The sequence below is a fragment of the Ligilactobacillus sp. UO.C109 genome, from assembly GCF_026847815.1.
In the GTDB taxonomy this organism is placed as follows: domain Bacteria; phylum Bacillota; class Bacilli; order Lactobacillales; family Lactobacillaceae; genus Ligilactobacillus; species Ligilactobacillus salivarius.
Genome location: NZ_JAPSFH010000027.1, coordinates 592,107 through 613,414 on the forward strand (window position 1 = coordinate 592,107; position 21,308 = coordinate 613,414).

22 protein-coding genes and 1 tRNA gene are annotated in these 21,308 nt (G+C 32.6%); 3 read left to right on the forward strand and 20 right to left on the reverse strand.

What is annotated here, in order from left to right; all coding sequences use genetic code 11:
- Window positions 1-128: 128 nt before the first annotated feature.
- The 15 genes from murA to OZJ21_RS07305 form a co-directional block, all read right to left on the reverse strand.
- Entirely contained in the window at window positions 129-1,454 is a 1,326-nt protein-coding gene (gene murA / locus OZJ21_RS07235; RefSeq protein ID WP_003699949.1) for a UDP-N-acetylglucosamine 1-carboxyvinyltransferase, read from the reverse strand.
- Window positions 1,455-1,473: 19 nt separating this feature from the next.
- Window positions 1,474-1,740: a DUF1146 family protein gene (locus tag OZJ21_RS07240; RefSeq protein WP_003699948.1), complete on the reverse strand. Its 267-nt coding sequence runs from the start codon at window positions 1,738-1,740 to the stop codon at window positions 1,474-1,476.
- Between the two features lie 99 nt (window positions 1,741-1,839).
- Window positions 1,840-2,259 carry a F0F1 ATP synthase subunit epsilon gene (locus OZJ21_RS07245; RefSeq protein ID WP_087250143.1) on the reverse strand — a complete coding sequence of 140 codons (420 nt, stop codon included), beginning with the start codon at window positions 2,257-2,259 and terminating at the stop codon, window positions 1,840-1,842.
- Window positions 2,260-2,273: 14 nt separating this feature from the next.
- Window positions 2,274-3,680, reverse strand: a complete 1,407-nt coding sequence (gene atpD / locus OZJ21_RS07250) for a F0F1 ATP synthase subunit beta (protein ID WP_003699945.1) — start codon at window positions 3,678-3,680, stop codon at window positions 2,274-2,276.
- A 24-nt stretch (window positions 3,681-3,704) separates the two neighbouring features.
- Window positions 3,705-4,634, reverse strand: coding sequence for a F0F1 ATP synthase subunit gamma (locus OZJ21_RS07255; protein WP_087366063.1), 930 nt, complete (start codon window positions 4,632-4,634; stop codon window positions 3,705-3,707).
- 19 nt (window positions 4,635-4,653) lie between these two features.
- Complete coding sequence (gene atpA / locus OZJ21_RS07260; protein WP_003699942.1) at window positions 4,654-6,165, reverse strand: F0F1 ATP synthase subunit alpha; 1,512 nt, start codon at window positions 6,163-6,165, stop codon at window positions 4,654-4,656.
- Between the two features lie 20 nt (window positions 6,166-6,185).
- Window positions 6,186-6,728: an ATP synthase F1 subunit delta gene (gene atpH, locus OZJ21_RS07265; protein WP_003705975.1), complete on the reverse strand. Its 543-nt coding sequence runs from the start codon at window positions 6,726-6,728 to the stop codon at window positions 6,186-6,188.
- A complete protein-coding gene (atpF, locus tag OZJ21_RS07270) occupies window positions 6,715-7,242 on the reverse strand; it encodes a F0F1 ATP synthase subunit B (protein WP_003699938.1) in 528 nt (175 codons plus the stop codon). Before atpF ends, atpH begins: the two co-directional genes overlap by 14 nt.
- A 52-nt stretch (window positions 7,243-7,294) precedes the next feature.
- Window positions 7,295-7,519 (reverse strand): F0F1 ATP synthase subunit C, encoded by a 225-nt coding sequence (gene atpE / locus OZJ21_RS07275; protein WP_003699937.1) that lies wholly within the window; start codon window positions 7,517-7,519, stop codon window positions 7,295-7,297.
- A gap of 18 nt (window positions 7,520-7,537) precedes the next feature.
- Window positions 7,538-8,251 (reverse strand): F0F1 ATP synthase subunit A, encoded by a 714-nt coding sequence (atpB, locus tag OZJ21_RS07280; protein ID WP_003705974.1) that lies wholly within the window; start codon window positions 8,249-8,251, stop codon window positions 7,538-7,540.
- 230 nt (window positions 8,252-8,481) lie between these two features.
- Complete coding sequence (upp, locus tag OZJ21_RS07285; RefSeq protein WP_003699935.1) at window positions 8,482-9,111, reverse strand: uracil phosphoribosyltransferase; 630 nt, start codon at window positions 9,109-9,111, stop codon at window positions 8,482-8,484.
- Between the two features lie 93 nt (window positions 9,112-9,204).
- Window positions 9,205-10,215, reverse strand: coding sequence for an L-threonylcarbamoyladenylate synthase (locus tag OZJ21_RS07290; RefSeq protein ID WP_003705972.1), 1,011 nt, complete (start codon window positions 10,213-10,215; stop codon window positions 9,205-9,207).
- 17 nt (window positions 10,216-10,232) lie between these two features.
- Window positions 10,233-11,072: a peptide chain release factor N(5)-glutamine methyltransferase gene (prmC, locus tag OZJ21_RS07295; RefSeq protein ID WP_003699932.1), complete on the reverse strand. Its 840-nt coding sequence runs from the start codon at window positions 11,070-11,072 to the stop codon at window positions 10,233-10,235.
- Window positions 11,065-12,147, reverse strand: a complete 1,083-nt coding sequence (prfA, locus tag OZJ21_RS07300; protein ID WP_003705971.1) for a peptide chain release factor 1 — start codon at window positions 12,145-12,147, stop codon at window positions 11,065-11,067. The genes prmC and prfA overlap by 8 nt, the downstream gene beginning before the upstream one ends.
- Window positions 12,140-12,745 (reverse strand): thymidine kinase, encoded by a 606-nt coding sequence (locus OZJ21_RS07305; protein ID WP_003699928.1) that lies wholly within the window; start codon window positions 12,743-12,745, stop codon window positions 12,140-12,142. The genes prfA and OZJ21_RS07305 overlap by 8 nt, the downstream gene beginning before the upstream one ends.
- 271 nt (window positions 12,746-13,016) lie before the next feature.
- On the opposite strand from OZJ21_RS07305, the gene OZJ21_RS07310 reads away from it, so the two are divergent.
- Window positions 13,017-14,366, forward strand: coding sequence for a Mur ligase family protein (locus OZJ21_RS07310; RefSeq protein WP_034983410.1), 1,350 nt, complete (start codon window positions 13,017-13,019; stop codon window positions 14,364-14,366).
- Window positions 14,367-14,368: 2 nt separating this feature from the next.
- On the forward strand, window positions 14,369-15,073 hold the full coding sequence (locus tag OZJ21_RS07315; RefSeq protein WP_003705969.1) for a type 1 glutamine amidotransferase: 705 nt from the start codon (window positions 14,369-14,371) through the stop codon (window positions 15,071-15,073).
- Between the two features lie 53 nt (window positions 15,074-15,126).
- Here the strand turns inward: OZJ21_RS07315 and OZJ21_RS07320 are convergent, their stop codons facing one another.
- Complete coding sequence (locus OZJ21_RS07320; protein ID WP_003705968.1) at window positions 15,127-16,128, reverse strand: serine hydrolase domain-containing protein; 1,002 nt, start codon at window positions 16,126-16,128, stop codon at window positions 15,127-15,129.
- 92 nt (window positions 16,129-16,220) lie between these two features.
- Here OZJ21_RS07320 and OZJ21_RS07325 point away from each other — a divergent pair, with 92 nt between their 5' ends.
- Window positions 16,221-16,550 (forward strand): hypothetical protein, encoded by a 330-nt coding sequence (locus OZJ21_RS07325; RefSeq protein WP_003704574.1) that lies wholly within the window; start codon window positions 16,221-16,223, stop codon window positions 16,548-16,550.
- Window positions 16,551-16,630: 80 nt separating this feature from the next.
- Here the strand turns inward: OZJ21_RS07325 and OZJ21_RS07330 are convergent, their stop codons facing one another.
- The 4 genes from OZJ21_RS07330 to lepA form a co-directional block, all read right to left on the reverse strand.
- Window positions 16,631-17,371, reverse strand: coding sequence for an amino acid ABC transporter ATP-binding protein (locus tag OZJ21_RS07330; RefSeq protein WP_081533976.1), 741 nt, complete (start codon window positions 17,369-17,371; stop codon window positions 16,631-16,633).
- Complete coding sequence (locus OZJ21_RS07335) at window positions 17,371-18,828, reverse strand: amino acid ABC transporter substrate-binding protein/permease (RefSeq protein ID WP_069469452.1); 1,458 nt, start codon at window positions 18,826-18,828, stop codon at window positions 17,371-17,373. Before OZJ21_RS07335 ends, OZJ21_RS07330 begins: the two co-directional genes overlap by 1 nt.
- Before the next feature lie 363 nt (window positions 18,829-19,191).
- Window positions 19,192-19,264 (reverse strand) — tRNA-Gln (locus tag OZJ21_RS07340).
- Window positions 19,265-19,434: 170 nt separating this feature from the next.
- Window positions 19,435-21,264 (reverse strand): translation elongation factor 4, encoded by a 1,830-nt coding sequence (lepA, locus tag OZJ21_RS07345; RefSeq protein ID WP_003699919.1) that lies wholly within the window; start codon window positions 21,262-21,264, stop codon window positions 19,435-19,437.
- Window positions 21,265-21,308: the final 44 nt, after the last annotated feature.

Sequence of the window (21,308 nt, forward strand, 5' to 3'; positions counted from 1 at the left end):
TATCAAATTAATAATATATCTAGCTTATTATACCATAGACAAGATTAAATTTTAATTTTTAATTCCTATTTAAAAACACTAAAATACCGTTAAACCATCTTATTTGATTTAACGGATTAAGAACTTAGTTATTGTAAGTTATTGACGTTTTTTAATTTTTCCTTTTTTATTTCAAATGATCTATCAGTAATATCATCAATTCTCTTAATATCAGCACCTAAAGAAGCTAATTTTTGATGGAAATGATAATATCCTCTGTCAAGATACTTTAGATTAGTAACTTGAGTAATATTTTTCGCAACTAATCCTGCCAAAACTAACGCAGCTGCAGCTCTTAAATCAGTAGCAGCTACCTCGGCACCATTGAAATCAGTTGGCCCATGAAGAACTACCGAATTCCCTTCTACTTTAAAATCAGCATTCATTCTTCTTAATTCTTCTAAATGCATGAATCTATTTTCAAACACAGTTTCAGTTAAAATACTTGTTCCCTCAGCAGCTAGTTGCAAAATTGAAATTTGTGGTTGCATATCCGTAGGAAAACCCGGATGAGGTAAAGTTTTAACTGTAGTTGGTTTCAATTTTTCAGGTCCTATTATTCGAATGCCTTCATTTTCTTCGATAACTTTTACACCCATTTCCTCTAGTTTAGAAATCAATGGGATATTATGTTCTGCAATTGCTTCTTTAATTAAAACATTTCCCTGGGTTAAAGCACTAGCAACCATAAATGTTCCAGCTTCTATTCTATCTTGAATAATAGCATGTTCAGTTCCGTGTAAACTTTCTACACCTATAATTTTGATTTTTTCAGTACCCGCTCCGTAAACTTTAGCTCCCATCTTATTTAAAACATTAGCTAAATCTACAATTTCTGGCTCTCTTGCAACATTTTCAATAATAGTTGTGCCCTTAGCTAGAGTAGCAGCCATCATAATATTTTGAGTAGCACCAACACTTGGAAAATCTAAATAAATATTTGCTCCCACCAATCTTCCATCGGTATGTGCATCTATGTAACCATTATGTTGCTCAATTTTAGCTCCTAACAATTCTAATCCTTTTAAATGTAAGTCTATTGGACGAGAACCTATAGCACATCCTCCAGGCATTGCTACTCTAGCTTTGCCTAATCGTGCTAATAATGGTCCTAACACAACAATCGATGCTCTCATTTTAGAAACATACTTGAATGGTGCATCATATGATAATTTACCAGTTGCGTCTATTTCAACTGATTTTTCATTTTCATCAAAGCCAACCTTAACGTTTAAAAATCTGATTACATTATTCATAGTATATACATCAGATAGCATTGGAACATTAGTTAGAATCGTTCTTCCTTCGCTGGGCAAGATTGCTGCAGCTAAGATAGGAAGAACTGCATTTTTAGCTCCTTCAATTTCTACTTCTCCTTCTAACTTATTTCCACCACGAACTACAATTTTTTCCATTACAATTCCTCACTCTGCATTACTTAATTAAAAATAGCAAATTGCGAATACTATCGATAAAACTTAAGAAGAATTCACTTGCTAAATACCCGATAGCTACAGAAAAAAGTACAAGTGCTAATCGGAATTTTCCTTGTTTTTCCTTACTAAAAAAATAATCTAGTCTTAATCCCTGAAAACTTATAAAAACGAGTGTTATGAAGAAAAAATGACTAATAATTGTAACTACTGCCATTAATCCTAAATACATATTAATATTATTCCTTTCTAAACTAATCGAACTCATAATAGCATAATTTATAAATTAAGTCATGATTTTTATAAAATTTTAAATTTTTCTACATAAAAAAGACAGTATCCAAAAAATACTGTCTTTCTATTATGATTAGTGTTTTGAAATGTTCAATCGATTTATAGCTCTACGTAGGGAAACTTCAGCTCTACGTAAATCAATGTCATTATTTTCGTTCTTAGCTTCTTCAATACGCTTTTCAGCACGTTGCTTAGCACGTTCCGCACGAGAAACATCAATAGTTTCTTTTCTTTCGGCAGCTGAAGCAACAACAGATAAATTATTGTCTGAAAATTCCACAAATCCGCCACTAACAGCAATTTCATCAAAATTTTCATCATCAACTTTTACTCGAACTTCATCAATAGCTAAAGAAGCCAGCAATGGTAAGTGATTAGGCATTATACCTATTTCACCTACAGTAGTTTTACAAATAACTAAATCCGTAGTATTTTCATAAACACTTCCATCAGGAGTAACGACATTTATCGTCAATATAGATTTTTCATCCATCAGACGTTACCTCCTTAATTATTGCCAGCAAGTTTCTTAGCTTTTTCAACTACATCTTCGATTCCACCAACTAATCTGAAGGCTTCTTCAGGAAGATTATCATACTTACCTTCTAAAATTTCTTTAAATCCTTTTACTGTTTCTTCAACAGGAACATAAGAACCAGGGTTACCTGTAAATTGTTCAGCAACATGGAAATTTTGTGATAAGAAGAATTGTATACGACGTGCACGTGCAACAATAATCTTTTCTTCATCAGATAATTCATCCATACCTAAAATAGAAATGATATCTTGTAATTCACGATAACGTTGTAATACATGTTGCACTTCTGTAGCAACCTCATAATGTTCTTCACCAACAATTTCAGGTGTTAAAGCACTTGAAGTAGATGCTAATGGATCCACGGCTGGATAAATACCTTGTTGTGTTAAAGAACGTTCCAAGTTAGTTGTAGCATCCAAGTGAGCAAATGTTGTTGCAGGTGCAGGGTCAGTATAGTCATCAGCTGGAACATAAACAGCTTGAATAGAAGTTACAGAACCTTTCTTAGTAGAAGTAATACGTTCTTGTAATTGACCCATTTCAGTTGCAAGTGTTGGTTGATAACCAACGGCAGAAGGTATACGTCCCAACAAAGCTGAAACTTCAGAACCAGCTTGTGTGAAGCGGAAAATGTTATCAATAAATAATAACACATCTTGACCTTCAACATCACGGAAATATTCAGCTAATGTTAACCCTGTAAGAGCCACACGCATACGAGCTCCAGGTGGCTCATTCATTTGTCCGAATACCATGGCTGTTTTTTCCAAAACGCCAGATTCTTTCATTTCAAAGTATAAATCGTTACCTTCACGAGTACGTTCACCAACACCAGTAAATACTGAAATACCGTTATGTTCTTGAGCAATATTATGAATTAACTCTTGAATCAAAACAGTCTTACCAACACCGGCACCACCGAACAAACCAATTTTACCACCTTTAATATAAGGTGCTAAAAGGTCAATAACTTTTATACCTGTTTCAAGGATTTCAATCCCTGTACTCAATTGATCATATTTAGGAGCATCACGATGAATAGGATTACGTGGATGATCCTCATCAAATTCAGGCCCATTATCAATGGTATTTCCTAAAACGTTAAATACACGTCCAAGTGTATCTTTACCAACAGGAACACTAATAGATGCCCCTGTACCTTCAACTTCAGCTCCACGCTTTAAACCATCAGTGGAGTCCATAGCAACAGTACGCATAATACCGTCACCAAGCTCAAGTGCAACTTCGATAACTAATTCTGTACCGTCTTCACGTTTCACTTTCAAAGCATCGTCAATATCTGGTAATGATTCACTTAGAGGAAATTGAACATCAACAACGGGTCCGATAACTTGAACTACTTTACCAGAACTCATTAGTTTATTCCTCCCAATTTTTTACTATTCTAAGGCAGCCTGAGCACCTGTAATTTCTGTGATTTCAGTAGTAATAGCACTTTGACGAGCACGATTATACTGCAATTCTAATGAAGAAATAATATCCTTAGCATTATCAGATGCAGATTTCATTGCAGTAGAACTTGATGCATGTTCAGATGTTTTAGCATCAAGAATTGCACCATATACCAAAGATTCAGCATACTGTGGCAAAACTACTTCTAATATTGCATCTTCAGAAGGCTCAGTTTCGTATTCAATACTGTAGCCTTCATCGTTACTTGTTAAATCATCATGTCCCATGTTTTCAGCTGAAACTGGTAACATTTTTTCAGCTCTAAATTCTGATGTTAATGTATTTACAAAATGACTGTAACAAACGAATAATTCATCATATACTTCTTTATCATACATACTTACAATTGCCTCTACTAAAGGTCTAGCATCTTTGTAAGTAGGAATATCACTTATCCCTCGGTACTCATAAGCAACGTTATAACCTCTCTTCTTAAAGAAATCTGCTCCAGTACCTCCAATAGCTATAATAGCTACATCTTCAGTACTATGATGATTATTTTCTATAAGTTCGAGAGTTTCTTTAATAACATTACTATTGTAACTTCCAACTAAACCACGGTCAGAAGTAATGACAACAATCCCTGTAGTTTTTACTGGACGCTGCCTTAACATTCCTAGAGTGTTTACCTTTCCACCACTATTTTTACTAGTAGTATTTACTGAATCTAGTAAATGTGATTTAGAAAGATGTGTTATAACACTGCGAATTTTGGTGGCATAAACTTGATAACTAGTCGCATGCTTTTGAATTTGACTAAGCTTAGCAGTTGAAACCATCTGCATCGCACTGGTAATTTGACTAGTTTTTTTAGTCGATTCAATTCGACGTTTAACTTCTTGTAGAGAAGCTGGCATTAGTTTTCACCAACCTTTCTTATTTTTCGCTAGCTTGGAATGTAGCTGCATATTCTTTGATTGCAGCATCTAATTTTTCAGTTTCAGGTAGTTTACCTGTATTTGCTATTTCGTCAAGTAAATCTTTATGATTTGCATCAAAATAATCAAATAAACCATCTTGATATGGTAAAATATCATCAACTTTAACTGGATCTAAGAATCCGTGTGTTAATGCGTATAATATCAATACTTGTTTTTCAACAGGAAGTGGTTTATGAAGTGGTTGTTTTAGTACTTCAACTGTACGACGTCCACGATTCAATTTTGCTTGTGTTGCTTCATCTAAATCAGAACCAAATTGAGCAAATGACTCTAGTTCACTATAAGATGCCAAGTCTGTACGTAAAGTACCAGCAACTTTCTTCATAGCTTTAACTTGTGCGTTACCACCAACACGTGAAACAGATGTACCAGCATCAATAGCTGGACGAATACCTGAATAGAAACGATCACTGTCTAAGAAAATTTGACCATCTGTGATAGAAATAACATTAGTTGGAATATAAGCAGAAACGTCCCCTGCTTTTGTTTCAATAAACGGCAATGCCGTCATTGATCCTCCACCTAATTCGTCACTTAACTTAGCAGCACGCTCTAATAAACGTGAATGTAAGTAGAAAACATCACCAGGATAAGCTTCACGACCAGGTGGTCTTCTTAGAATCAAAGATAGTTCACGGTAAGCATCAGCTTGCTTTGAAAGATCATCATATACTATCAAAACATGCTTACCATTGAACATAAATTCTTCACCCATAGCAGCACCAGCATAAGGAGCTAGGTACAATAATGGTGCTGGTGATGATGGGCCAGCAGAAACAACAATTGTATAATCCATAGCACCAAATTTACGTAAAGTTTCTACAGACGTACGAACTGTTGAGTCCTTTTGACCAATAGCTACATAAATACAGATCATATCTTGATCTTTTTGATTTATGATTGTATCGATAGCAACTGATGTCTTACCAGTCTTTCTATCACCAATAACTAATTCACGTTGTCCACGACCAATTGGAACTAATGCATCAATAGCTTTCAAACCTGTTTGTAATGGTTCTGTAACTGATTGACGTTCCATAACACCTGGAGCTTTTCTTTCAACTGGACGTGTTTTATTTGTTTTAATTTCACCTAAACCATCAATAGGTTGTCCTAATGGGTTTACAACTCGACCAATTAGCTCTTCACCAACTGGAACTTCCATGATTCGACCTGTACGTTTAACAGTATCTCCTTCACGAATTCCCTTAAAAGAACCTAAAATAATGATACCTACATCATTAGATTCAAGGTTTTGAGCCATACCGTAAGTACCATCATCAAATTCAACCAATTCGCCAGCAAGCGCATTGTCTAAACCATTAGCACGAGCAATTCCGTCACCAACATAAGTAACAGTACCAACTTCATCAACAGTAAGCTCATCTTGATAATTTGCTAATTGTTGTTTAATCAGAGCACTGATTTCCTCAGCCTTAATGCTCATAAAAGTCTCACCTCTTTAAATCATTTTAATAATAGACGTTTAATGCGTGCAATTTTTGTTTTAATAGATCCATCATAGATATAGCTTTCAGATTTTAAAATAACTCCACCTATAATCCCAGGATCGACAATAGGGTCAATAATGACTTTTTTTGCACCAACAACATTAGCAAATGAAGATGCTAGTTTTTGTTTGCGTTCTTCATCTAATTCGATAGCAGTTATGACTGATGCACGCACTGTCTTTTCGAATTCGTCATTTAATCTGTCAAATTCATCAATAATGCCTTCTAAATTAGTAATTCTACCATAGTCATAGAGCATATCTAAAAGATTAGTCATTAACTTTGAAGAATCTTTCTTCAAAATTTCCATAATCTTCAATTTAGCTTCAGGACTAATTTGATTACTACTCATAAAGACTTTTAACTGTGGTTCATTCTGGAGTACCTTCTTATATTCTTGCAATTCAGAATGAAATTCATTTCTTATTTTCATTTCTTCAGCAAGTTCAAATAAGGCTTTTCCATAACGATGTACTATCGTTTCATTATCTAGTTTCATTTTGCTTTCCCAACCCTTCGATATATGAATCAACTAAGGCCTTTTGGTCATCAGCAGTTAGTTCTTTACGAATAATCTTCGAAGCAATTTCAATAGATAACTCTGCCACATCATTTTTTACACTATCTAATGCTTCTTGGCGTTCTTGTTGAATATCCTTCTTAGCATTAGCTTTCATTGTCTGAACTTCTTCATGTGCTGAACTTACAATATTAGCCTTTTGTTGTTCTCCATTTTTCTTTGCACGATCAATAATTTGAGAAGCTTCTGAACGAGAGTTTTTCAAAGCAAGATCTCGTTTTTCAACTAACTCTTCTGCTTTTTGACGCGCTTGTTCAGCAGAATCAATATCATTAGAGATTTTTGTTGCACGTTTTTCCATCATATCCGTGATAGGAGTCCATGCAAACTTTTTAACTAGAGCAAGCAAAATCAAGAACGTTACGATGTAGAAAATAAAATCTCCCCATGCAACACCTTGTTCAGTAGCACTTAGTAAAAATGTTGTGTTCATTACTATTGACACCTCCTCAATCCAATATTTGTTAAATTAATTAAATTGAGAATTATCCTTTTGCAACAAGCAAGAAAGAAACAACAATAGCTAAGATAGGTGTAGCTTCAACCAAACCAACACCAATGAACATATTACTACGTAATTGATTTGAAAGTTCTGGTTGACGAGCCATACCTTCCAACATTTTAGAAATAACAAGACTGTTACCAATAGCACCACCAATAGCAGCACCTGCAGCAGCTAAACCTGCACCAATTAATGCTAAAGCACTCATAATTAAAATCCTCCTCGATTACTCTTTTTCAACTTTTTGAGAGATGTATACCATTGTCAATGTGACAAAGACATAGGCTTGGATACTTCCGATAAAGACAGAGAATCCCTGCCATATAATTTCCAATGGAATTGCAGGTATATATGTTAATACACCTTTAGAGTTTGCCATATTGTAAATTAATTTTAGCAAAACTTCACCGGCATAAATATTACCATATAAACGCAATGCCAATGTTATAAAATTAGTAAATTGTTCAAAAATACTAATAGGTAATAATGCTGGCATTGGACTAAGGAATGTATTTTTAAAATATCCCTTAAAACCAAATTTCTTTACTCCTAAATAATGGGATAACACTAGTATCATAAATGCTAGAGTTAACGTTGTTAATGGAGAAGATGTGGGACTTTTCACATATTCAACTCCATTAAACGTAAGCTCTATTATTAATCCCAACTGATTAGAGATAAAGATGAAAACAAATAAGGTAAAGGCTAACAAACCAAACTGCTTTCCTTCTTCATCTGGTAAAGCATTCTTTATAATACCATTTGTAAAATCTACAACCCATTCTAAAACATTTTGTCTACCAACAGGTTTCATTTGAATTTTACGAGATAACCAAAATAATACTAAGAATACTATTACCGCTGAAACTAATCCAGAAACAATATTACCAACATTAAAAGGAATTCCAAAAAACTCTACAATTTGAGTTCCTTCATTCACCAAGTCTCACCTCTTTTCAAATTTTGTCCAGTGAGCTTAAAACAACTGGTATGCATTCAAAGACGGGATAAATCTTCGAATACTAAAAAGATAATACCACCATTTTGATAAAATTACAAAAGTCAATTTGAGAAAAATAATACAAAAATGATGATTTATCGCATTTAAATTCAATAAATCATCATTTTAAAAGTAATTATTAATAATTAAAATACTAACAAACTAATTATTTACTTAGTACCAAATAATCTATCACCTGCGTCACCTAATCCAGGAACAATATATCCGTCTTCATTTAGATATTCATCTAATGAAGCTGAATAAATATCTACATCTGGATGTGCTTCACGAAATGCTTTAACACCTTCTGGAGCAGCAACTAAGCAAACAAATTTTATAGATTTTGCACCACGCTTTTTGAGTGCATCAACAGCCATGATTGCTGAACCACCAGTTGCTAACATTGGATCAACAATTATCATTTCACGATTTTCTAAGTCATCTGGCATTTTCACAAAATATTCATGTGGTTGTAGTGTCTCTTCATCACGATACATGCCTATATGACCTACTTTAGCAGCTGGGATTAATTCCAAGATACCATCTACCATTCCAATACCAGCACGTAAAATTGGAACTACTACTACTTTTTTACCAGCTAGTCGTTTAGTAGTTGCTTTTGTAATTGGTGTTTCTACTTCTACATCTTCTAAAGGCATATCTCTAGAAACTTCATAAACCATTAATTCAGCTATTTCATTTACACATTGTCTAAATTCTCTTGTTCCACAATTTTTATCTCTAATAATTGATAATTTGTGTTGAATTAATGGATGATCTAATACTTGAAATTTTCCCATGTTTAACGCTCCCTTGATTTAATTAATATAATTTTCTCTACTAATTTTATATGATATCACATCTAATTTCTACCATATTAATAAATAATTACTCTATTTATTATAAAATTGATTACCGGCTGATTTTTTTAAACGATTCATATATGCTAAACCGACACCTTCTTCAGGAAACGCTTCGGCTAAAATATACTTAATCTGATTGTCATCATCAAAATATCTAAGCCCTGCAAAAAGATTCTTAGCTGCACTTTCTACATTTTCTCCCAATGAATAAGTTTTATTTTCTAAGGCTTTACTCAACACTTCATCATCAGCTAATATTCCTACCTGATTTTTATTTTCATTTGCCCACTGTAGTGCACTATTCCAATTATCTTTATTAACTATTAACACTTGTGCTGATGGAGCATAGTGCTTATATTTCATTCCCGGAGCTTTAGGTATTTCATTTTCTTTAACTTTATGTTTATCATTATATACTTCTTTACCTATGACTTTTTCAATTTCTTCTGCTGTTACTGCTCCTGGTCTTAAAATTGTTGGTATTTCTGTACTCATATCAATAATTGTTGACTCTACACCGACATCAGTAGGTCCATCATCTAAAATACCTGCAATTCTTCCCTCTAAATCATGATAAACGTGCTGAGCAGTCGTGGGACTTGGCTTTCCCGAAGAATTTGCTGAAGGGCCTACAATAGGATTACCTAATGCTGTTATCAAGTTTAATGTAGTTTCATTTTTAGGCATTCTAAACGCAGCAGTTTTCAAACCACCTGTTACTGTCTTAGATAAACTACCATCTTTTATTTTTAGTACAATTGTCAATGAACCCGGCCAGAATTTTTCTATTATCTTTTCTACCTCTTTACTTAACGATGGAACAAATCTTTTTACCATCTCTAGTGATGATACAGTCACAATCAAAGGATTATCTGATGGTCTTCCTTTAGCCAAATAAACCCTCTTTACTGCTTGTTCATTAGTAGCATCTGCTCCTAATCCATATACTGTTTCTGTTGGAAAAGCTACAAGTTCTCCTAGACGTAATTCTTTTGCAGCTTCATTAAACTCACTTGGTTTATAAATTTTTGTGATTAACAAAAAATCTCCTTCTTCCTCTAAATTTTTACACAGATCATTCTATCATTACCATTGATATCTTTCTTTAAAGTAATTTCCGAATTTGGAAAACTATCTTTAAAGATTTTTTTTACTGCCTTTCCCTGTAAAAATCCTATCTCCATATAGATTTTGCTACCTTGTTTAAGAAGTTTACCACTTTCATTTGCAATTCTTTCATATATTTCTAGTCCATTATTTTTTGCAAATAAAGCTTGATGAGGTTCATAATTCAAAACACTCTTGTCCATATAAATTTTTTCGTTTTCCGAAATATATGGTGGATTAGAAACAATGATATCTTTTTTTCCTTCAATTTTTTCAAATAAATCACTTGTAGAAAATGATACATCTAAATTTAAATTTTGAGCATTCTCTTTAGCTACTTTTAATGCAGGTTCAGAAATATCAGATAAAAAAATATTCCAGTTACTTCGTATAGATTTTAGTGCTAATCCTATCGCTCCAGTTCCTGTACCAACATCTAAGACATCGTAGTTCTCATTTTTTGAATTATCATTTAAAATCCAATCCACAAGTTCTTCAGTTTCTGGGCGTGGTATTAATGTATCCTTCGTAACTTTTAGTCTCAAACCATAAAAATCCTGATAACCTATTAAATACTGTAGGGGATAATCTTGATTATACAATTCTATCTTTTCTTGTAGTTCTTGGTAATTTTTATCATCAATACGTGTCCGATAATTCATCAACAATTGTGTTTTATTCCAACCCATTTGACCACATATTAAGTAATCTACATCTTCTAATGTACCACCATTTCCCTTTATACAAGAAAAAGCCCATTTCTGGACTTCAAAAAATGTTGGATTATTCATTTTCCAACTTCTCCATTGCTTTAGTTTGCTCAAATAAAACTAAAGCATCAATAACATCCTCTAACTCACCATTCATGATGCGGTCTAATTTATTTAATGATAAACCTATACGATGATCTGTAACTCTATTTTGAGGATAGTTATAAGTTCTAATTCTTTCAGATCTATCCCCTGTACCAACTGCAGATTTACGATTTGCATCATATTCACTTTGTTCTTGTTGAGCGTAGTAGTCGTATACACGAGCCTTTAATATTTTCATTGCTTTTTCTCTGTTTTGTTGTTGAGAACGTTGATCTTGCATAGCAACAACTATACCTGTAGGTAAGTGAGTCATACGTACGGCAGAAGATGTTTTATTAATATGCTGTCCACCAGCACCAGATGAACGATAAACATCTACTCGGATATCTTTAGGATCTAGCTCAATTTCTACATCTTCTTCTTCAGGCATAACAACAACTGTCGCAGTTGATGTATGTACTCGTCCTGCAGATTCTGTTACTGGTATTCTTTGAACTCGGTGGGCACCACTCTCATATTTTAACTTAGACCATACACTATTACCGTTAATTATAAGTGCTATTTCCTTAAAGCCACCAACTTCTGTTACATTCTTATCAATAACTTCAATTGACCATCCTTGACGTTCAGCATACTTGCTGTACATAGAAAATAAATCTGCAGCAAATAAACTAGCTTCGTCGCCACCAGCAGCACCTCTAATTTCCATAATAATATTCTTGTCATCATTAGGATCTTTAGGTAGTAATAAAATTTTAATTTCTTCTTCTAGCTTTACCTTCTCATCCTTAGCATTTGACAATTCTTCTTTCACTAAAGATGCCATTTCATCATCTAATCCATCACTTAGCATCTCTTCATCATCAGAAATTTGTTGTGTTACTTCTTTATATTTATTATATTTTTCAACAGTTTCTCTTAAGTCAGCCATTTCTTTAGATAACTTTGTAAAACGCTTTGTATCTGAAATTACATCGGGATCTGATAGAAGTTCACCTAATTCTTCATATCTATCTTCTAACATCTGCAATCTATCAAATAACTTATCCATTTATTTCTCCTTCATCTTTTTCTAAATTATTAATAGGTGGATTAAAATAATGTTTTCTACATACTGGATAATAAGATTCATTACCACCAATCATTATCTGTTCACCACTATATACCGGTTTAGAATCATGCATTCTTAAATTCATAATAGCCTTTTTATTACAAAACCAACAAATTGTCTTCATTTCTTCTATTTTGTCAGCATATAATAAAAGATATTTAGATCCTTCAAACAACTCATTCATAAAATCATTTTTTAACCCAAAAGTCATTACAGGAATATTCAGTTCATCTACAATCTGAGTTAATTCCAATACATGATGTTTTTCTAAAAATTGTGCCTCATCAACTAAAATACAGGCAGGCTCTAAAGAAGATTGTTCTACTAGATCTTTAATATTAGTTTCACTAACAACTGGAATAGCTTTTCTTTTCAAACCTATACGACTAGAAACATAACCATAACCATCGCGATTATCCAAACCACTTGTCATGATAATAACATTTTTCCCTTGTTCTTCATAATTATGTGCAACTTTAAGGATTTCGATTGTCTTACCACTATTCATCGCTCCATAGCGAAAAAAAAGTTGAGCCACAAAAAATCACTCCATTGAATAAAATTTCCTAGTCTAGTATAGATTATTTCATAGACTAAAAACAAGCCTATATCATGCTTTTTTATAATTAATAATTATGATCAACAACACTTTTTAATTTTAAACTTTCAACATTCTTTAAATTTACAATATCTCTGCCTTTCAATATAGTCTTTTGATATGCACAACCACAAATTTATGCTATCATATTTTTTAGTATTATTAAATTCTTATGTTTTTTTATCAAACATATATCTGGAGGAACTTTAAAATGAGTTTGAAAAGTTCAGTTGCCATTACGGCAGGAAAAACTTCACATTGGTTTTTACACAAATTTACAAATGGTGGTACTTCTTTACCTGGAAAGATTACTTTAGCTATTGATCCTGATGTTTTAAAAAGTCTAGCAAAAGATTATGAAATAGTTATCATCACAGGTACTAATGGCAAGACGTTAACTACTGCTTTAACTGTTAAAGTTTTAGGTGAAAAATACTCCAACATTTTAACTAACCCTAGTGGATCTAATATGAAACAAGGTATTGTATCCGCCTTTTTAACCGCTCAAAAAACAAAGAGTGGAAAAAAACTTGCAGTATTAGAAACTGATGAAGCCAATGTTCCAATTATATCTCAATATATATCCCCTTCTATCTATGTCATGACAAACTTATTCCGTGATCAAATGGATAGATATGGTGAAATATATACCACTTACGATAAAATATTAAAAGGTATTAATATGCATCCCGATGCACTCGTTATTGCTAACGGTGATGCTCCTATCTTCAATAGTAGAGAATTAAAAAATAAAGTTATTTATTACGGATTTGATGATAAAGCAGATAGAGAACAAATGGCACCAGCTAACACAGACAGTTTATTATGTCCTAAATGCCAACATATTTTACACTATAAGAATAGAAGTTACAGTAATTTGGGGAAATATTATTGTCCTAACTGCGATTTCAAACGTCCAAAACTCTCTTATCGAATGAACCGTATTCTAAGTCAAAGTCCTCAAAGCTCGACTTTTGAAATCGATAATACTAACATCTCACTTCATATAGGTGGAACATATAATATTTATAATGCTTTAGCAGCATATGCTGTCGGAAATGAATTAGGCGTTTCACCTCAACAGATAGCACATGCTTTAAGCAGTAACGATGAAAAAGTCTTTGGAAGACAAGAAGTTATCAAGATAGGTGATAAAGAACTAACATTGGTCTTGATTAAAAATCCAGTTGGTCTAGATCAAGTACTTGATATGATAAAAACCGATACAGAACCATTTTCTTTAGCAGTGTTATTAAATGCTAACTATGCTGACGGTATCGATACTAGCTGGATTTGGGATGGAAGTTTTGAATCTCTTCCATTTGATAAGATACCAGCTATTTTAACTGGTGGTGAAAGATACCGCGATATTACTTTTAGATTGAGAGTCGCTGGTGTACCTGAAGAAAATTTCTCTCAAGAAGAAAAACTTCCTGACGTGCTTGAAAATATTAAAAAAATGCCAACTAAGCATGTTTATGTTTTAGCAACTTATACCGCTGTGTTACAGTTACGTAAATTATTGTCTGAACAAGGTTATATTAAAGGAGGCATGGATTAATTATGAAATATTCACTAAATTTAGCCCATCTATACGGTGACTTATTGAATACTTATGGTGATATCGGAAATATCCTTGCTTTACGCTATTATGCTAAACAAATGGACACTGATTTAAAAGTTGATATTATCTCCTTAAATCAAGAATTTAATCCTGAAAAGTATGATATTGCCTTTTTTGGTGGTGGCCAAGATTACGAGCAGATGATTGTTTCAAAAGATATTCAATCAAAAAAAGAAGCATTGACTAAATATATACATGATGGCGGGCCAATGCTTGCTATTTGTGGTGGGTATCAATTACTAGGTCAATACTATATTGGGGCTGACGGTCAAAAAATTAAAGGTATTCATGCCTTAGACCATTATACTGAAAGTCAAGATAATAATCGTTTCATCGGAGATATTGTTATTAAGAACGAAGAAACCAACCAAGAATATCATGGTTTCGAAAATCATAATGGAGTCACATATTTAGGAAAAAATGAGCGACCTCTAGGTACTGTTGTAAGTGGACATGGAAATAATGGAAAAGACAAAACTGAAGGTGCTATTTTTAAAAATACTTATTGTTCTTACTTCCATGGACCTATCTTAGCTAGAAATGGTGAATTAGCTAAACGTATATTAATTACTGCTTTACAAAGAAAATATCCAGATGCTGATTTATCAAAGCAACAAGCTCTAGAAATAAAACCTACCTACTAAAAGCAAATAGAGTGAGAAAATAGTTCCTACTATTACCTCACTCTATTATTTTTTTAATTAATAATTTCATCAAGAAAAGTAGATATAATTATATCTCTTCTATCTAAAAAGATTTGATTATTAGAACTTGGATGAACCCTATTACTCAATACTATTAATCCACATCCACTATCTCTATCTATTAAAATGAATGTACCAGTATATCCTGTATGATAAATACATGGAACTCCATCATTTCTATATCTTAAATCCCAACCTAGCGATCGCCCCAAAGTCCCATTAGGAGTCCAATCATTAAACAATTTAGATATTGTCTTGTCTTTTAATACTCTATTTTTTGAATTATGTATAATCCAATTAGAAAACTTAATCAAATCATTTAGCGACATAAATAGACCAGCTGATCCACAATATTTACCTAAAATCCTAGCTTTAGGATCATGTACAATTCCTTTCAAGACTTTACCATTTTTTTGAACTTCAGTAGGTACACACAATCCCGGATCCGGATTAAACGTACTTTCAAATAACTGCAATGGTTGCAACACTTCTTGCGTTATAACTGTCTGTACAGGTTTATTGTATATTTTTTGAATTATTTCTCCTAACAATATTAATCCTGTATCTGTATATACCACTTTTTTTCCTAACCAGTCTCCCACTTTTAGAGTATACATTGCCTCAATTAATTCTTGTGCATTTAACTCATTTCGATGCGGTATATACCCATTCAATGCTGAAGTATGGGTTAATAAATGTCTAATTGTAACTCTATCATCTTTAAATAATGGTAGATAATCCTTCACTTTGTCATCAATTAATATCTTATTATCTTCAACTAACTTTAAAATTACTGTCGTAGTTCCTACAACTTTAGTTAAAGAAGCCATATCATATAACATGCCTGCTTTTAGTTTTTCTACTTTAGGAATCAACTGACTATTTCCTATAACTTTAGTTAATACTTCTCCGGGCTTTATTACAGCATATGATACACCAGGAACAATGTTGTCTTTATATAAATTTTCTATTAAATCACAAGTTCTTTCAAACATCCTATTCTCTCTTTTCTTTATTTTATATACTAAGTGTACTCTAAAAATGATACAATGAATATTAAATGATTGTGTAAAGGAGTTTTTGTGTTTTGGCAAGTAATTCAGATTCTCTATTCTTCATCTTATCTTATATTAAAAGACATCCTGATGATTTAGTAAAGGCCATTCCCGCTTACGATAATGTTATTAGACTATTTATTTCTGATAAAGTTAAGGTTTCAGATGCAGAAATATATTTCCCTGATAATAGCCTTATGGTTAATAGATTAAAGCTTGACTTCATTTCTCAACATGGAAAATTATTAGACGATTTCTTTCAAATGACTGGTCGCCAATTACGTGGATACCATGAAGTTTGGGCTAGTACGGCTCATTTAACTGATAGAAATGTATATCTTGTCGAATTATCTTATGAATAATAAAATAAAAATCGCTAAAGATCGCCATTATTAAAATAATGCAATCTTTAGCGATTATTTAATCCCAGTCTTTTTATACTCTAGACATTAATTACTTTGTCTAAAAATGCTTTAGTTCTTTTATTTTGAGGATTATCAAATACCTCTTCAGGAGTACCCTCTTCCATCACATGACCATCAGCCATAAAAACAACTCTATCTGCAACTTCTTTAGCAAATCCCATTTCATGTGTTACAACAACCATAGTCATTCCATCTTTAGCTAATTCTTTCATTACTTCAAGAACATCTCCAACCATTTCAGGGTCTAGAGCCGAAGTGGGTTCATCAAATAGCATAATATCTGGTTTCATTGCTAATGCTCTTGCTATAGCAACTCTTTGCTTTTGACCACCAGACAATGAAGCAGGCATTGCATCATATTTATCAGCTAAGCCTACTGTTTCTAGTAAATTCTTAGCTACAAATTCAGCTTGTTCCTTTTCTAACTTTCCAAGCTCTACTGGTGCCAAAGTAATATTTTCACCTACTGTTAAGTTATTAAATAGATTAAAGTGTTGGAAAACCATACCGATATTTTCACGTGCTTTATCTATATCAGTCTTAGGATCACTTATATCATGTCCGTCAATGATAATTGAACCACTCGTAGGTTCTTCTAATTTATTTAGACATCTCAACAACGTACTTTTCCCTGAACCAGATGGTCCAATTAAAACTACAACTTCATTATTTTTTACTTTAAAATTGATTCCCTTTAATACATGATTACTACCATAATTCTTTTTTAAATCTGTAACATCTACTTTTAAATCTGTCATTAGTTATTTATCCTCCGTTCAATCCATTTGGATAATAAAGTTAAAATTGTAATTATTAATAGGTACATTATTGCTATAATGCCCCAAATTCTAAAACCTTCTAAGTTTCTAGCAATAATGATTTTACCAGTTTGAGTTAATTCTAATATACCTATAATAGATAAAATTGAAGTATCCTTTAATGTAATTATAAACTGATTAATGAAAGATGGAATCATAATTTTAACACCTTGAGGTAAGATAACTTTTCTCATGGATTTGCCAAACGAAAGTCCCAAACTTCTAGCTGCTTCCATTTGACCTTTATCTACGGCCTCGATTCCACCCTTCACAAAAGCTGCAGTATATGCACCTTCGTTTAAAGTTAATGTAATAATTCCGGCGATAAATGCTGGAATTTTTGATCCTGTTAAACTAGGAATACCATTGTAAATAAACAAAGCTAGAACTAACAATGGAAGTCCTCTAAAAATATAAATTATTGTTGTAGAAATACCTTGAGCAAATTTGTTTGGCACAACACCTAACATTCCTATTAGAATCCCAAAAATAGTTGCACCTATAATTCCAACTACTGTCAATTTTAAAGTTTCTACTATTCCGTCTAAAAAGGCCTTTTTATTTTGTTTTAATAGTCCTAAGACAGTATGACTATCTTTACTTTTCTTTTCATTAGCCTCTTTAGTAGCTGAAATTGCACTTTTACCTGTATATTTTTCAATTATCTTTTGGTATTTTCCATTTTTCTTAAGTTTATCTAAACCATCATTGAATTTATTCATCAATTCCTGGTGTGTTCCTTTTTTTACAGCAAAACCAAAATTACCAGAATTAGCTGGTTTAGTTACTATTTTTAATCCTAAACCTGTGCTAATACCATATTCTAAAACAGCACTATCTTCAAAGCATGCAACAGAATTCCCATTTTTTACATCATTATACATATTGTCTGAATCATCAAAAGTTACAGTCTTGAATCCATATTTATCTTTTATAGAATTAGCATAATCCGCACCTGAAGTCCCCGTTTTTATAGCTACTTTCTTTCCGCGTAGCTGTTTCAAACTTTTAATACTACTGTCAGGTTTTACAGCCATAACAATACCAGATGAATAATATGGTTTCGAAAAATCAAATTTTTGCTTACGTTCATCTGTAATTGTCATTCCTGCGATCATTCCATCAACTTGTCCAGCACTAACGGATTGCAAAGCAGCGTTAAAACCAATTGGCTTCAGATCCACTTTAAATCCTTCTTCTTTAGCTATAGCATTCATCAAGTCAATATCAATGCCGACATATTTATTACTATCATTTGCATATTCAAATGGTGGAAATGTTACATCAGTAGCTATTGTATATGTTTTTTCATCCGCATGAACTAACTGTGGTTTAATAAAAAATGAAAGAAAGATTAAACTACTAATAATACTTAAAAATGTAATAAACTTTTTCATGTTCGTTCTCCTTATTCTGATTTATGAAAATATTATACCACAATATTGTCATAAAATGATACATGATATTTTATTTCATAGATAAATTCAATATAAAAACATTAAAATTATATATTATTTCGTGAATATTCAAATTTAATGTTATATAAAGTGACAATAGATATTGATGAACTATAAACTAATCTAACTGTTATATTAGAAATATATTCCTATTTTTCTCATTGCTTTGTGTACGTTACTTTTAAATATTACATGTAACTTATTAATTTCCAATCTATTTATAAACTTATTTTCAATAAAAAATAAAAGGATAAACCTATGTAAGATTTATCCTTAAAATATAGTATTCAATTAACAAAAAGATTGGGCATACAGGGTTCGAACCTGTAAATTATGGATTCAGAGTCCACTGCCTTACCAATTTGGCGAATGCCCAAAATTATTCAACTATTATATTTTAGTTCTCCATTTTTTCTTTGTCAAGAGTATTCAAAAATATATTTAATATAAATTATATATTACCTACTTCATAACTTAATATAATTTTTCTATAAAAAAGAGTACTGGAATTGTTATTAACTCATCCAGTACTCTAAAAAAATATATTTACTTTATTTCTTCATCTGTCTTCAATACAGCCATAAATGCAGCTTGAGGTACATCTACTGTACCTACTGCTTTCATTCTCTTTTTACCACGTTTTTGTTTATCTAGTAATTTAGCACGTCTATCTGGATCACCAGTATGAATTCTTGCTGTTACATCTTTACGATAAGCTTTTATATTAGTTCTAGCTATTATTTTAGCTCCAATAGCAGCTTGAATAGGAATTTCAAAGTTTTGACGTGGTATGATAGTCTTAAGTTTATCAACTATTACTCTACCTCTCGCTTGAGCAAATTGTCTATGAGAAATAAAACTTAGAGCATCTACTTTATCACCATTAAGAAGTATGTCTATTTTCACCAAATCACTTGGTCTAGTTCCATCTAACTCGTAATCTAATGACGCATAACCACGTGTGCTAGATTTCAACTTGTCAAAAAAGTCAAAAATTATTTCAGATAATGGTATTTCATAAATAACATTAACACGATAATCGTCTAGATAATCCATAGTTACAAAAGTACCACGTTTTCGTTGGCATAACTCCATTACAGCGCCAACATAGTCATTTGGTACCATTATCTCTGCTTTAACGTATGGTTCATTAATTTGCTTGATTAGTGGTGTTTCTGGCATTTCAGATGGGTTAGATACATTAATATGTGTACCATCTGTTAATTCAACATCATATGTTACAGAAGGAGCCGTTGTTATTAAGTCCATATTAAATTCTCGCTCTAATCTTTCTTGAACAACATCCATATGCAACAAACCTAAAAAACCACATCTGAAACCAAAGCCTAAAGCTTGTGAAGTTTCTGGTTCAAACTCTAAAGCAGCATCATTTAACTGCAATTTTTCTAACGCTTCTCGTAAATCATTATACTTAGCGTTATCTGTTGGATACAATCCTGAATATACCATAGGATTCATTTCACGATATCCCTCGAGTGGCTTTGCTGTCGGATTATTAGCATTTGTTACAGTATCACCTACTCGTGTATCTTGAATATCTTTTATACTTGCAGTAAGATATCCCACGTCTCCAGCCATTAAAAAATCTCTCTTTAATGGTTTAGGTGAATTTACACCAACTTCAACTACTTCATATTCGGCGCCACTATTCATCAAACGAATTTTATCACCAGGCTTTACAGTTCCTTCAACAACTCTAATACTTAGAACTACACCTCGATAATCATCATAAACAGAATCAAAAATTAAAGCTTTCAACGGTGCCTCTAAATCCCCGTCAGGAGCGGGAACATTCTGCACTATTTGTTCTAACATTTCTTCAATTCCAATTCCCTTTTTAGCACTAGCCAAAACAGCTTCAGAAGCATCTAGTCCTATCACATCCTCAATTTCTTGACGAACACGTTCTGGATCTGCTGAAGGTAAATCTATCTTATTAATAACCGGTACAATTTCTAAATCATCATCTAAAGCTAGATATACATTTGCTAAAGTCTGCGCTTCTACTCCTTGTGCAGCGTCAACAACTAATACAGCTCCTTCGCAAGCTGCTAAAGATCTAGAAACTTCATATGAAAAATCAACATGTCCCGGTGTATCAATCAAGTGAAAAATATACGTCTCGCCGTCTTTTGCATGATAATGCAATTCAACAGCATTTAATTTAATTGTAATGCCTCGTTCTCTCTCTAATTCCATTGAATCTAACAGCTGGTCTTGCATCTCTCTTTTGGTTACCGTATCAGTCATTTCTAAGATTCGATCAGCTAGAGTTGATTTTCCGTGATCAATATGTGCCACAATGGAAAAATTCCGAATATGTTTCTGACGAACTTTCATTTGTTCTAAATCCATGAGAACACTCCTACCTTTTCTAAATATCTAACTACTAATTATAC

Coding starts and splice junctions, on each gene's coding strand:
- OZJ21_RS07255 (WP_087366063.1), bottom strand. CDS start 4,634: ATGCCAGCTTCTCTACAAGAAGTTAAACGTCGAATTGAATCGACTAAA.
- OZJ21_RS07245 (WP_087250143.1), bottom strand. CDS start 2,259: ATGGATGAAAAATCTATATTGACGATAAATGTCGTTACTCCTGATGGA.
- upp (WP_003699935.1), bottom strand. CDS start 9,111: ATGGGAAAATTTCAAGTATTAGATCATCCATTAATTCAACACAAATTA.
- OZJ21_RS07320 (WP_003705968.1), bottom strand. CDS start 16,128: ATGTTTGAAAGAACTTGTGATTTAATAGAAAATTTATATAAAGACAAC.
- OZJ21_RS07310 (WP_034983410.1), top strand. CDS start 13,017: ATGAGTTTGAAAAGTTCAGTTGCCATTACGGCAGGAAAAACTTCACAT.
- OZJ21_RS07240 (WP_003699948.1), bottom strand. CDS start 1,740: ATGAGTTCGATTAGTTTAGAAAGGAATAATATTAATATGTATTTAGGA.
- OZJ21_RS07315 (WP_003705969.1), top strand. CDS start 14,369: ATGAAATATTCACTAAATTTAGCCCATCTATACGGTGACTTATTGAAT.
- atpH (WP_003705975.1), bottom strand. CDS start 6,728: ATGAAACTAGATAATGAAACGATAGTACATCGTTATGGAAAAGCCTTA.
- atpF (WP_003699938.1), bottom strand. CDS start 7,242: ATGAACACAACATTTTTACTAAGTGCTACTGAACAAGGTGTTGCATGG.
- prfA (WP_003705971.1), bottom strand. CDS start 12,147: ATGGATAAGTTATTTGATAGATTGCAGATGTTAGAAGATAGATATGAA.
- murA (WP_003699949.1), bottom strand. CDS start 1,454: ATGGAAAAAATTGTAGTTCGTGGTGGAAATAAGTTAGAAGGAGAAGTA.
- lepA (WP_003699919.1), bottom strand. CDS start 21,264: ATGGATTTAGAACAAATGAAAGTTCGTCAGAAACATATTCGGAATTTT.
- atpA (WP_003699942.1), bottom strand. CDS start 6,165: ATGAGCATTAAGGCTGAGGAAATCAGTGCTCTGATTAAACAACAATTA.
- atpE (WP_003699937.1), bottom strand. CDS start 7,519: ATGAGTGCTTTAGCATTAATTGGTGCAGGTTTAGCTGCTGCAGGTGCT.
- OZJ21_RS07330 (WP_081533976.1), bottom strand. CDS start 17,371: ATGACAGATTTAAAAGTAGATGTTACAGATTTAAAAAAGAATTATGGT.
- prmC (WP_003699932.1), bottom strand. CDS start 11,072: ATGAATAATCCAACATTTTTTGAAGTCCAGAAATGGGCTTTTTCTTGT.
- OZJ21_RS07335 (WP_069469452.1), bottom strand. CDS start 18,828: ATGAAAAAGTTTATTACATTTTTAAGTATTATTAGTAGTTTAATCTTT.
- atpD (WP_003699945.1), bottom strand. CDS start 3,680: ATGAGTTCTGGTAAAGTAGTTCAAGTTATCGGACCCGTTGTTGATGTT.